Raw genomic sequence first — 12516 nt, forward strand, 5'->3', positions numbered from 1 at the left:
AAGCGCGCGCGAACACCTAGATTAAAGAGCACGATACGTGCCGCGCACGCATGCATCGCTCCCCACATACTTCATCGGCCCGGTCTTTCACGCGGCCGCGCCGACTCGAACGGAGGCGCAAATGGCTGAACTCAAGGGCAGCAAAACCGAAGAGAACCTGAAGGCCGCGTTTGCCGGCGAATCGCAGGCGAACCGGCGCTATCTGTATTTCGCGTCGAAGGCCGACGTCGAAGGCCAGAACGACATCGCCGCGCTGTTTCGCTCGACCGCCGAAGGCGAGACCGGTCACGCGCACGGCCACCTGGAATATCTGGAGACCGTCGGCGATCCGGCGACCGGCCTGCCGTTCGGATCGTCGCGGCTGAACCTCGAATCGGCGATCGCCGGCGAGACGCACGAATACACCGACATGTATCCGGGCATGGCGAAGACCGCGCGCGAAGAAGGCTTCGACGAGATCGCGAACTGGTTCGAGACGCTCGCGAAGGCCGAGCGCAGTCACGCGAACCGCTACACGAAGGCACTGGAAGGCCTCGTCGACTGACGCGGCCGCTCGCGCGCCACCGTTCGTCCGTCGCTGCCCGCCTCGCGCGGGCCGCGCTGGCGCGCCTGCGCGCGCCGCTGGAGCATCCCATGCCTCACAAGGAAGGCAGTCTCGAAGCGCCGACGCGGCATCCGCTCGACTGGCAGTCCGACGCGTTCTACGACCAGGCCGCCATCGATGCGGAGATGACGCGCGTGTTCGACATCTGCGCCGGATGCCGTCGCTGCGTGTCGCTGTGCGGCGCGTTTCCATCGCTGTTCGACCTCGTCGACGACACGCCGTCCGGCGACATCGACGAAGTGCCGAAGCAGGCGTTCGGCAACGTCGTCGATCAGTGCTATCTGTGCGATCTCTGCTACATGACGAAGTGTCCCTACGTGCCGCCGCACGCATGGAACGTCGACTTTCCGCATCTGATGCTGCGCGCGAAGGCCGCACGCTACAAGCGCGGCGAGGTCGCGCTGCGCGACAAGGTGCTGTCGAACACCGACGCGCTCGGCCATCTCGCCGGCATCCCGGTCGTCACGCAGACGGTGAACGCGGTGAACCGCACGCCGCCCGCGCGCCACGCGCTCGAGGCGGTGCTCGGCGTCGACCGCCGCGCCTGGCTGCCCGAGTTCGCGCCGCGCACGTTCCGGCGCGGGGCCGCGCGCTCGTCCGCACCGCCGGTGCGCGACGGCGAACGCACGCCGGGCAAGGTCGCCGTCTACGCGACCTGCTACGTGAACTTCAACGAACCGGGCATCGGCCACGACCTGCTCGCGATCCTCGCGCACAACGACATCCCGTACGAACTCGTGACGCGCGAAGCGTGCTGCGGCATGCCGATGCTCGAACAGGGCAATCTCGCCGGCGTCGCCGCGAAGAAGGCAGCGAACGTGCCGGTGCTCGAACGCTACGCGCGCGACGGCTACGCGCTGCTCGGCGCGATTCCGAGCTGCGTGCTGATGTACAAGAGCGAGCTGCCGCTGATGTTTCCCGACGACGCGGCAGTGCGCGCCGTCGCCGACGCGTTCTGGGATCCGTTCGAATACCTGATCGCGCGGCATCGCGACGGTCTGCTGAAGACCGATTTCACGCAGGCGCTCGGCACCGTGTCGTATCACGTGCCGTGCCACGCGCGCGTGCAGAACATCGGGCGCAAGACGGCCGACGCGTTGTCGCTCGTGCCCGATACGCGCGTGAAGGTGGTCGAGCGCTGCTCGGGACACGCGGGCACGTTCGGCGTGAAAAAGGCGTTCCATGCGGACGCGATGCGGATCGGCGGCCCGGTGTTTGCGGCGATGGCCGAACCGCAGCCGGACGTGATCGCGTCCGACTGCGCGCTGGCCGGCCATCACATCGCGCAGGGCATCGACGAAAAGGGGCTGCCGGCGGCGCCGCTCGCGCATCCGCTGACGCTGCTGCGACGCGCATACGGCATCTGACCGACGACGAACGAGGACATGGCGATGACGCTGACCCGCGATTCCCTGCTGACGCTCGAAGCGTACGCGAAGATCCGCAAGGCCGAACACGCACGGCTCGTCGCCTACAAGCGTCGTCGTGCGGTGTCGCTCGGCAACCATCTGCGCTTCCTGTTCGAGGACGAGACGACGATCCGCTATCAGATCCAGGAGATGCTGCACATCGAGAAGATCTTCGACCAAGCGGGCATCGAAGGCGAACTCGAAGCGTATCTGCCGCTCGTGCCGGACGGCACGAACCTGAAGGCCACGATGCAGATCGAGTACGAGCACGAGGCCGAACGGCGCGCGGCGCTCGCGCGGCTGATCGGGATCGAGGATCGCGTCTACGTGCAGGTCGACGGGCACGAGCCGGTGTATGCGATCGCCGACGAGGATCTCGAACGCGACAACGCGCAGAAGACCTCGGCCGTGCATTTCGTGCGCTTCGAACTGAGCGCGCCGATGCGTGCCGCGCTGAAGGACGGCGCGGCGCTGTCGATCGGCTGCGACCATCCCGCCTACACGTTGCCCGCGCAACCGATCGATCGCGACGTGACGACGTCGCTGGTCGGCGATCTGCGCTGATCTCGCGCACTCGCACGCTTGCATGCAGGGAAACACCGTGCGTGCCGCGTCACGTCGCTTTCATTGCTCGCAGAGAAACAATTAAAAGATTGTGCATCGGGATAATCGACGCGCGGGCGATTCGAATGATTTACCGATTCGCGTGCGTTTTGTTACGTATTTATCCAGGATTTACCGATTTCAACGGAAACGCAGCCATTTTGTTACCGGATAGGGTCGGATCACGTGCCGAGCGCTGTCGCGGCGTGCGCTTCGGCAGCCCGCAGAGCCCCGTCCGGCGGGCCTTTGCGGCCGCGCCGATAAACATCGCTTAAAAAAATCGATCGATAAACGGAATCGGCATGTTTGGCAGGTTGTTTCAGTACGTAACATTAAGTCATTGTCATATTGAGACAAACCCTAGCGGTGGTATGCTTCGTGCACAAAAATTCCCACATTGGAGTGAGACCGCGATCTGTGCGCCATTGCCGGGAATCGCGGCACCGTCGCTGTGCGGTGTCGAGCCGGCATGCACAACCGGATAACCATAATGTGCAACCTGGCCGCCGCCGCGACCTGTCGCAGCGGCGCCGCCGATCGCAGCCCCGGCCTGGCTGCGTGGAGAGATCTACTATGTTCTTCGATGAGCTTAACGATGAAGAGTGGTTTCGTCTTTCACCGCTGATCGCCGATGAACCCATCCGGCTGAACCGCCGGGGCCGGCCGCGCGCTGAGCCGCGCGTCGTCGCCAATGCGGTGCTCTGGATCCTGACCACGGGCGAGGCCTGGTCGAAATTGCCGGGACGCTATCCGTCGGGCCCTACGTGTCGTCGCCGCTATGAGGAATGGCTCGCGAACGGCACGCTGTTGCAGATGATCGACGTGCTCACGCAGTTCAGCGGCCGCACGTTCGCCTACGTGCCGCCGCCGCCCGCACCGGCCGCGCCCGCGTGCCCCGCGGAACCGGCGCCGGAAGCCGCGCGCCTGCGCGGCGTGTTCTGGCAGAACCCGGAGTCGTGGCAACTGCCGGTCGCGCAATCGCCCGCGTGGAACGGAGAAGGCGCGTCGCACGTCGCCCCGCACGACGAAGAGGAGGCGCCGCGCCGCACGTCGTTCGCGGTGCCCGGCTCGCCGCTGCGTCATGCGCGCGTGTCGTCCGCGAGCTTCGGCTCCGCCGAGCCGCAGATCGACGAGTATCGCGGCTATACGATCTACGGCATCGCGCAGCCGGTGCAGAACCTGATGTATCGCGCCTGGGCCGAGATCGTGCAGGACGACCGGCGCGTCGAACGCTCGGGGCTGATCGGCCCGCGCTTCACCGATCCGGAGGAAGCCGAGCAGTATGCGCTCGACTGGGCGCGTCAGTGGGTCGACCGACACGGTGCAAGCGACACGCCGCTGCGTGCGCCGCAAAGCGAAGTGATCGCCGGGCTGTCCGCGCTCGCGCGTGCGGAGTCGGACATCAAGCGCTTCATCGCCGAGCGTCGTTCTTCGGGCGCGCTGGCAGAGAGCCGCAACGATCCGGGGCAGGGCGATCGCCACGAATACGCGTATCGCGTCGGTTGAACGGCGCGTACGCGACACGCGCGGGCCTTGCCCGCGCGCGTTCGACGATCAGCCGTTCGATGCCGGGGTGCCGCGATGCGGCGCCCCGTTTCTTTTCGCGTTACTGACGGCCGTACGTATCGTCGAAGCGCACGATGTCGTCTTCGCCGAGATACGCGCCCGACTGCACCTCGATCAGCTCGAGCGGCATCTTGCCGGGATTCTCGAGGCGATGCGAGACGCCGAGCGGGATATAGGTCGATTCGTTCTCCGACAGCAGGAAGGTCTCGTCGCCGCGCGTGATGCGCGCGGTGCCGCGCACGACGATCCAGTGCTCGGCGCGATGATGATGCATCTGCAGCGACAGCCGCGCGCCGGGCTTCACGACGATGCGCTTGACCTGGAAGCGCTCGCCCATGTCGACCGAATCGTAATGGCCCCACGGACGATGCACCTTGCGGTGGTCGGTCGCTTCCGCGCCGTGTTCGGCCTTGATGCGCCCGACGATTTTCTTCACGTCCTGCACGCGCGACTTGTCGGCGACGAGCACGGCGTCCGGCGTTTCGACGACGACGAGATTATGCGTGCCGACGCACGCGACGAGCCGGCTTTCCGCATGCGCGAACGTCGAGTCGGCATTCTCGAACAGCACGTGGCCGCGGCCGACGTTGTCCGCATCGTCCTTCGGCAGGATCTGCCAGATCGCGTCCCACGACCCGACGTCGGACCAGCCCGCATCGAGCGGCACGACGACGCTTTCGCAGAGCGACGGCCGGTTCGCGAGCGGCTCCATCACGGCGTAGTCGATCGAGTTCGACGGCGACGCGGCGAACGCGTCGCGATCGACGCGGAAGAAGTATTCGTCGTCGCGGTACCCGTAAGCTCGACACTTGATGACCTTGATGGTGTTGTTGATGCCTTCAACGATGCTGGTATTGAGCGGATGGCGGCAGCGAGTCACGATGCCGTGCCAGTAGCCCTGCAGACGCTCGGCGAACTTTTGCAGGGCCGCGATCCCACTTTGCTGAGCCTGCTCGAACCATTGTTCCCAAGCCTTTTGCGCCCAGGCCGGCTTTCGGTAGAACCAGAGCCGCTTGAGCTCGTCGCGTAACACGTAGACGCATAACAGCGCCTGATTGGCCGCCAGCAATTCCTTCAGGTGCACGGCCTGATCCGGCTTGAGGTTGTGGCGGTTGCGCAGCAACAGCCAGCGGCTGGACTTCAGAACCTTGCGGGCTGGCTTGTCATGTCGGAGTTGATTGGCCTGATCGACCCGCACCCGATCGATCACTTCGCGGCCGTACTTGGCCACGACGTGGTACAGGTCGAAGACGATTTCCGCCTGCGGACACTGTTCCCTGATTTCGAGTTCATAGGCCGTGGTCATGTCGATCGCGACCGCTTCGATACGCTTGGCCGCGCCTTCGGGAAGCTGTTCGAAGAAGGCCCGGGCCGTCTCACGCGAGCGTCCCGGTCCGATCCAGAGTACTTGCCGGCTGATCGGGTCGACCACCACCGTGGCGTAGCGATGACCTTTATGCAGCGCGAACTCGTCCATCGCCAGATAGCGGATCGTTGACCAATCGGGCTCACTCACGCGCGCCCGCAGGCGCATCTTGTCGATCGATTTGACCGTGTGCCAGCCCAGATCGTAGAAGGCCGCCACCGCCTGCACGCTGGCCGCTTGCAGCAGTTTCTCGCAAGCCTTGGCGAAGCGCTCCGTCACTCTCTGGTAACGGCCCAGCCACGCCAGCTTCTCCAGTCGCGGGCCGCCGCAGCGTTCGCACCAGACCCGGCGACGAGGCACATGCAACACCACTCGGTATTCGAATAGCGGCAAGTCACGCACCCGACGAACCGTCGTCTCGTGGATCCGCTGGCAGCGTGCCCCACATTGCTCGCAGTACATGATCTTGCCGACCGGCTTTAAATACAGCGACAGCGTACGGCCTTCGCCTTCCGGCCATTCCACACGCTCCAGCCGGTAACCCGTCCAGCAGCCCAGTGCCTCAAGTGCCTTGCGATCGAGCAATTGCCTCTCCTGACGTCCTTAAAGTCAGGCGTCAGGTTACGCAATCGCTCTTAAACCCTCCACGGTTTCCTGCGATGAACCTTTTTTTTGTCGTCCGGCAGCGCGACGCGTGCTACGCCGGTGCCCGCTTGCGCTCGAGCGTCGCCGCCCACACGACGAGCGCCGCCGCGCTGACGGTCGCGCCGAGCACGCATACGCCGCTCCATCCCGCGTACGCATACATCGACGTCGAGGCGATCGCGCCGAGCCCGCTGCCGGCCGAATAGAACAGCATGTAGCAGCCGACGACACGCGCATGCGCATCGGGGCGTACGCCGAGAATCATGCTCTGATTGACGACGTGAACGGCCTGTCCGCCGACGTCGAGCAGCACGATCCCGACGATCAGCAGCGCGATCGACGTTTCGCCGAACGCGAGCGGCAGCCATGACGACACGAGCAGCGCGAGTGCGGCGCCGGTCGTCGCCTGACCGTATCCGCGATCGGCGAGCCGGCCCGCGCGGGCGGCCGCGGCCGCGCCGAGCGCGCCGACGAGGCCGAACGCGCCGATCTGCGTATGCGACATCGCATGCGGCGGCGCGCTGAGCGGCAGCACGAGCGCGCTCCAGAAAATGCTGAACGCCGCGAACATCAGCAGCGCGATCGCACCGCGCACGCGCAGCGTGCGTTCGTCGCGCAGCAGCGACGCCATCGAGCGCAGCAGCGCCGCATAGCCGATCCGTTCGCGCGGTGCGTCCGTGTCCGGCAGGAGCCGCGACAGCCCGACGAGCATCGCGATCGCGAGCGCCCCCGACACGAGATAGACGGCACGCCAGCCGGCGACGTCGGTCACCGCGCCCGCGACCGAACGCGCGGCCAGCAGCCCGATCACGACGCCGCCCTGCGCGGCGCCGACCACGCGGCCGCGTTCGCCGGCGCCCGCGAGTGCGGCCGAACAGGCGATCAATCCCTGCGTCATCGCGGTGCCGAGCAGGCCGACCGCGACCATGCCGACGAGCAGCGCGATGCGTGTCGACGCGGCGGCGACGCCGACGCAGGCCGCCGCGAGCAGCACGAGCTGGACGGCGAGCAGCCGCTTGCGATTCAGGCGATCGCCGAGCGGCACGACGAACAGCAGCGCGAGCGCACAGCCGAGCTGCGTGGCTGTGACGACCGCACCGATCGCGGCCGCCGGCACCGCGAAATCGCGTGCGATCGCGTCGAGAAGCGGCTGCGCGTAGTAGACGTTCGCCACGCTTGCCGCACAACATGTCGCCAGCAGCGCGACGCGCGCGGTAGAGAGGCGATCCGCGCACGGACCGGCGCCGTGCGCCGCGGCGCCGGAAGAACAGGAAGAAGTCATCGGTTTTGTCGTGCCTGATGTAGTTGCAAATTGAAACTGGCTGGAGTGTAGGAAAAGTAGTTTTAAAATGCAACTCGTTGTGCGATGGGCATGGGGCCCGGGCACGGATCGCCGGTGTCGCCGTGCAGGCGCCGGCAGGCCAGTGGAGGAGAGGATGGCGAGGCAGAAAAGTCTGGCGGATTCGCATTGCCCGGTCGCGCGCGCGACCGACATCGTCGGCGATCGCTGGGCGCTGCTGATCGTGCGCGACGCGTTCGACGGCGTGCGCCGGTTCGGCGATTTCCGCACGAGCCTCGGCGTCGCGAGCAACATTCTGTCGGACCGGTTGAGGATGCTCGTGGAGGCCGGCGTATTCGACGTCGTGCCGGCCTCGGACGGCAGCGCGTATCAGGAATACGTCCTGACGAAGAAGGGCGAGGGACTGTTTCCGGTCATCGTGATGCTGCGCCAGTGGGGCGAAGCGAACCTGTTCGCGCGCGGCGAGCCGCATTCGGTGCTGGTCGATCGCAAGACCGGCCGCGCGCTGCGCAAGCTCGCACTGCGGCAGGACGACGGTCGGCCGCTGAAGCCCGCGGACACGTTCGTGAAAAAGGTCGGTGAAGCCGGCGACGCGACGCCGCGCTGAGCGATCGGCCGCTCGTGTGCGTGCCGATCCGTATGCCCGTTGCGGCGGCCGCGCCGATCAGTCCGTCGTCTGCAACGGACGGCGGCCGCCATGCGCGTCGCGATGCGCATCGGGCCGCACGCGCGTGGCGAGCAGCGCGGCCGCGATCAGCAGCGCGACCGACACGCCGGTATCGATGCGCAGCCCGTCGACCACCGGCACCGCGCCACCGCTGCCGGCCACCGCGCCGAACGCTGCAACGCCGATGGCCCCGCCGGCCTGTCGCGCGGTATTGAGCACGGCCGACGCGATACCGGCGCGCGCCGGTTCGACCGAGGCGAGTACGGCGGTCGTCATCGCCGGCACCGCGAAACCCATCCCCGACGGAATCAGCAGGAACGGCACGAGCAGCGCGGGCAACGGCGTCGAGCCGTCGACGAAGTGCAGCGACCCGTAGCCGAACGCGGCGACGAGCGCGCCGGCGAGCATCGGCGCACGCGGCCCGTAGCGCGCGACGGCGCGGCCGCTCGCGAGATTCGCGAGCAGGAAGCCGCCGGTCAGCGGCAGGAACGCGAGTCCCGCCTGCAGCGCCGATTCGCCGCGTACGCGCTGCAGATACAGCGCGATCACGAACACGGTGCCGTAATACGTGAGGTTGACGCAGATCCCGAACAGCACGGCCGCGTTGAACGTGCGGCGGCGGAACAGCGCGAGCGGCAGCATCGGCGTCGCCGCGCGCGATTCGATCGCGATGAACGCGGCGGCGGCGAGCACCGCGAGCACGCAGCCGCCGGCGACGACCGGATGCGCGAGGCCGAGCGGCCGCCATTCGATTACCGCGCCGGTGAGCGCGGTCAGCATCGCGATCGCGACGAGCTGGCCGTGCACGTCGAGCGTACGCGCCTGCGGCGCGGGCGATGCCGCCGCACGATCGGCCGGCATCCAGGCGAACGCGGCCGCGAGCCCGGCCGCACAGAGCGGCAGATTGACGAGGAAGATGCTGCGCCAGCCGAACGCGGCGATCAGCGCGCCGCCGAGCACGGGGCCGGCCGCGATCGACACCGAACCGGCCGCCGTCCACGCGCCGACCGCTCGCGCACGCAGCGCCGGATCGTGCCGGCACGCATCGTTCAGCAGCGCGAGCGAGTTGGGCAGCATGGCGGCCGCGCCGACGCCTTGTACGGCACGCGCCGCGATCAGCATCGCGGGCGCCACGGCGGCGCCGCATGCGAGCGACGCGAGCGCGAACAGCGCGAGGCCCGCGACATAGACGCGACGCGCGCCGAAGCGGTCGCCGAGCGCGCCGGCAGACAGCATCAGGACCGCGAACGCGAGCGTGTACGCATCGACGACCCATTGCAAACCGGCGACCGACAGATGCAGCGCGGCGGCCATGTGCGCGAGCGCGATATTGACGATCGTCACGTCGAGCTGCGTGACGACGAAGCCGACGCTGACGGTCGCGACGATGCGCGCGAGTGCGCGAGGAAAGGCAGGTGTGGCAGTGTCCATGCGTTCATCGTAAGCGGCAGCGTGCACGGACGTTTCAGCGCTACGCGAAGCGTCGATGCGGCGCGTGTCGTGCGAGGCGATGGACGGGAAGTGTGAAGGGCCGATTGAAGCGATGCGTGCCGCACCGGGGCGTCGAATACGATGCGTGCCGCGGCCCGCCCGTTCGTCGCTTAATGCCGTTCGCCGCGCCAGCGGCCCGGCGCGACGCCGAAGCGCTTCGTGAACGCGTGCGTGAACGTGCTCTGATCGGCGAAGCCGACGAGGCCGGCAATATCGACGAGCGGATGACGGCCGTCTGCGAGCAGCACGACCGCGGTATCGAGCCGCAGCCGCAGCAGATAGCGATGCGGCGTTTCGCCGAATGCCTCGACGAACAGTTGATGAAAGCGCCGCATCCCGTAGCCGCAATGCGCGGCGAGATCGGCGATGCGCAGCGGCTCGGCGAGCCGTGCGCGCAGCCACCGGTCGATGCGCGCGAAATCGAGGCCCGACGCGGGCGCGCCGATGTCGGCATCGTCGAGCAGCGCGTCGCACAGCCGTGCGGCGGCCTGCCATTGGAAGCGACGGGCGTGTTGCGCGTCGGCGGCTGGCGCGTCGTCGAGCTGCGCGGCGGCCGCCGCCACGCGCGCGACGAGCGCGCTCAGCGACGGATCGATCGCAACGGCGCGTGCACGATCGAACAGCCGCTGCGGCACCGCGAGCGATGCGGCAGGCAGATCGAGCACGAGCTGCCGATTGTCGCCGAGGCCTGCATAGTCGTGGCGCGCGCCGGCCGGGATCAGCCACGCCGCATGACGATCGATGCGCCGGCCGACGCCGTCGACGGCCATCACCATCGCGCCGTCGACGCCGAGCACGATCTGATGGAAGTCGTGCACGTCCGACGCTTCGCACGCATCGTAGCGGCGCAGCGACACGGCGGGCGAGGCGATGCGTTCCATCGTCACGGAGCGGCGGCCGGCGGCGCGTGCGTCAGACGGCGAGCAGTTCGACTTCGAACACGAGCGTCGCGTTCGGCGGAATCACGCCGCCCGCGCCGCGCACGCCGTAGCCGAGTTGCGGCGGAATCGTCAGGCGACGCACGCCGCCGACCTTCATGCCTTGCACGCCTTCGTCCCAGCCCTTGATGACCATGCCGCCGCCGAGCACGAACGCGAACGGATCGTTGCGGTCCTTGCTCGAATCGAATTTCTGACCGTCGGTGAGCCAGCCCGTGTAGTGGACGCTGACGGTCTGGCCCGCTTGCGCTTCCGCGCCGGTGCCTTCGGTCAGGTCTTCGTATTTGAGGCCCGATGCGGTCGTGATCACAGACATGACTTCTCCTGAAAAGGGATGGGATAAAGCCGATATTGTAGGCGAGCGCGGCGTGCGCCGTCGCACGCCGCCGGCGGCGCGGGCGGCGACGATCGCCCGCGTGCATCCGACGCCGGCCCGTTGCACGCGACACCACCGATGGAACGCGCGTTTGAATCGCGCGTCGGCGATGCGCGCGCGTGGCGCTCGCTTCAGCGCATCCTCCGTATGATTCGGCACGGCAGCCGCGCTCGGCCGCGTACCGGGCGATGCATCGCCGATGGCGCAGAGGCCCGACGCACCGGGCTTCGGCGCGGTCAGGCGGATCGCGGGGCCGCGCGCCGACGTCGTTCCCGCACGCGCGTTCGCGTTCGAATCGATGCGATGCGCACCGCTGTTCCAACGGCTTTTTTTCCGCGTTTTCGACCGTGCCCCGTTTGGAAGCGCGCGTCTACCGCGCCGCTTGCGCGCGCAGATGCGCGGCACCTATCTTTACAGTTATCGATGTCAGGATTCGGGCGCCACGGGCGCGTGCGTGCGGCCGTCCCGCGCGTGGCGCCGAACGCCGTGCTGCAAGGAGAACGATGAAATGAAGTCAGCCGCTGCCGCGATCGCCGCCGACGTGATGCCGGTGCGCCGCGACCTGCGCTTCGACCTGCCGGTCGAACGCGCGAAGGACTGGCATGGCCTCGGGTCGCACGTGACCCACTTTTTCAACGCGCTGTCGCTGCTGTTTCCGGCCGGCGAGCGCTTTTTCATGGATTCGGTACGCCACTACCGCGACCGGATCGACGATCCGGTGCTGAAGCGTCAGGTGCTCGGCTTCATCGGCCAGGAAGCGATGCATACGCGCGAGCACGTCGAATACAACGAACTGATGCAGGCGAACCGGCTGCCCGCGCGCAAGCTCGACCGGCGCGTCTGGAAGGTGCTCGGCTTCATGAAGCGCGTGCTGCCGCACTCGGTGCAGCTCGCGCATACGGTCGCGGCCGAGCATTACACGGCGATGCTCGCGGACTGGATCCTGCGCGATCCGACACGTCTCGACGGTTCGGTCGACGGCTACCGCCAGATGTGGATCTGGCATGCGCTCGAGGAAACCGAGCACAAGGCCGTGTCGTTCGACGTGTGGAACAGCGTGATGGCGCCCGGCCTGCGGCGCTACCTGATCCGCATCGGCGTGTACCTCGTCACGACGCTGACGTTCTGGCCGACCGTGTTCCTGATGCACGTGACGCTGCTCTGGCGCGACCGCGCCGCTCCGCATCCGCTGCGCGGCCTGCTGCGGACGATCGCGTTCCTGTACGGGCCGCGGTACGGCCTCTTTCCGCGCATCGCCGGCGAATGGCTCAGCTATTTCCGCCCCGCGTTCCATCCGTGGGATCACGACAATCGCCATCATCTCGCCCGCGTCGACGCGCTCGTCGCCGCGTACGGCGACCACGACCGCGCGGCAGCCGGGCGCGGCCGGACGGCCGCGCTGGCTTCGGCGGCCCGCTGACGCCCACCCGCGACACCGCTGTCGCGCGCGTACGTCGCGTCATGTCGTCTGACGATTGACCATCGTCAACCGGAACCGGTTGCGCACGCGTAGCGCGCCGATCCGGCACGCCGGCCGCGCCGTTGTCGCCG

Annotated in this window: 11 protein-coding genes and 1 pseudogene; 6 read left to right on the forward strand and 6 right to left on the reverse strand. The window is 67.7% G+C overall.

From position 1 onward, the window contains the following. Positions 1–121: 121 nt before the first annotated feature. From NP80_RS05320 to NP80_RS05335, 4 genes are all read left to right on the forward strand, one after another. Complete coding sequence (locus NP80_RS05320; protein ID WP_006399380.1) at positions 122–544, forward strand: rubrerythrin family protein; 423 nt, start codon at positions 122–124, stop codon at positions 542–544. Positions 545–633: 89 nt separating this feature from the next. Next, the gene (locus NP80_RS05325; protein WP_006399382.1) at positions 634–1971 is read left to right on the forward strand and encodes a heterodisulfide reductase-related iron-sulfur binding cluster; all 1338 of its coding nucleotides are present in this window, start codon (positions 634–636) and stop codon (positions 1969–1971) included. Between the two features lie 24 nt (positions 1972–1995). Then, a complete protein-coding gene (locus tag NP80_RS05330) occupies positions 1996–2577 on the forward strand; it encodes a DUF3501 family protein (RefSeq protein WP_035946745.1) in 582 nt (193 codons plus the stop codon). 612 nt (positions 2578–3189) lie between these two features. Further along, on the forward strand, positions 3190–4122 hold the full coding sequence (locus NP80_RS05335) for a transposase (RefSeq protein WP_006404182.1): 933 nt from the start codon (positions 3190–3192) through the stop codon (positions 4120–4122). 100 nt (positions 4123–4222) lie between these two features. Here NP80_RS05335 and NP80_RS31500 read toward each other — a convergent pair whose 3' ends face one another. The 3 genes and pseudogenes from NP80_RS31500 to NP80_RS05345 form a co-directional block, all read right to left on the reverse strand. After that, positions 4223–4894, reverse strand: a complete 672-nt coding sequence (locus tag NP80_RS31500; protein WP_106918438.1) for a cupin domain-containing protein — start codon at positions 4892–4894, stop codon at positions 4223–4225. A 24-nt stretch (positions 4895–4918) separates the two neighbouring features. Continuing rightward, positions 4919–6133: pseudogene (locus NP80_RS31505) on the reverse strand (ISL3 family transposase); the annotation flags it as partial. A 112-nt stretch (positions 6134–6245) separates the two neighbouring features. After that, positions 6246–7475 carry an MFS transporter gene (locus NP80_RS05345; protein ID WP_006404170.1) on the reverse strand — a complete coding sequence of 410 codons (1230 nt, stop codon included), beginning with the start codon at positions 7473–7475 and terminating at the stop codon, positions 6246–6248. Positions 7476–7629: 154 nt separating this feature from the next. On the opposite strand from NP80_RS05345, the gene NP80_RS05350 reads away from it, so the two are divergent. Then, entirely contained in the window at positions 7630–8100 is a 471-nt protein-coding gene (locus NP80_RS05350; protein WP_006410397.1) for a winged helix-turn-helix transcriptional regulator, read from the forward strand. 57 nt (positions 8101–8157) lie between these two features. Here the strand turns inward: NP80_RS05350 and NP80_RS05355 are convergent, their stop codons facing one another. The 3 genes from NP80_RS05355 to NP80_RS05365 form a co-directional block, all read right to left on the reverse strand. Beyond that, positions 8158–9591: an MFS transporter gene (locus NP80_RS05355; RefSeq protein ID WP_035947079.1), complete on the reverse strand. Its 1434-nt coding sequence runs from the start codon at positions 9589–9591 to the stop codon at positions 8158–8160. Positions 9592–9761: 170 nt separating this feature from the next. Then, positions 9762–10532: an AraC family transcriptional regulator gene (locus tag NP80_RS05360; protein WP_035947081.1), complete on the reverse strand. Its 771-nt coding sequence runs from the start codon at positions 10530–10532 to the stop codon at positions 9762–9764. 31 nt (positions 10533–10563) lie between these two features. Continuing rightward, entirely contained in the window at positions 10564–10905 is a 342-nt protein-coding gene (locus NP80_RS05365) for an FKBP-type peptidyl-prolyl cis-trans isomerase (RefSeq protein ID WP_012217466.1), read from the reverse strand. Positions 10906–11473: 568 nt separating this feature from the next. Between NP80_RS05365 and NP80_RS05370 the strand changes: the two genes are divergently transcribed. Beyond that, complete coding sequence (locus tag NP80_RS05370; RefSeq protein ID WP_035947086.1) at positions 11474–12385, forward strand: metal-dependent hydrolase; 912 nt, start codon at positions 11474–11476, stop codon at positions 12383–12385. The last annotated feature ends 131 nt before the right edge of the window (positions 12386–12516 follow it).

This window comes from Burkholderia multivorans ATCC BAA-247, assembly GCF_000959525.1.
Taxonomy (GTDB): domain Bacteria; phylum Pseudomonadota; class Gammaproteobacteria; order Burkholderiales; family Burkholderiaceae; genus Burkholderia; species Burkholderia multivorans.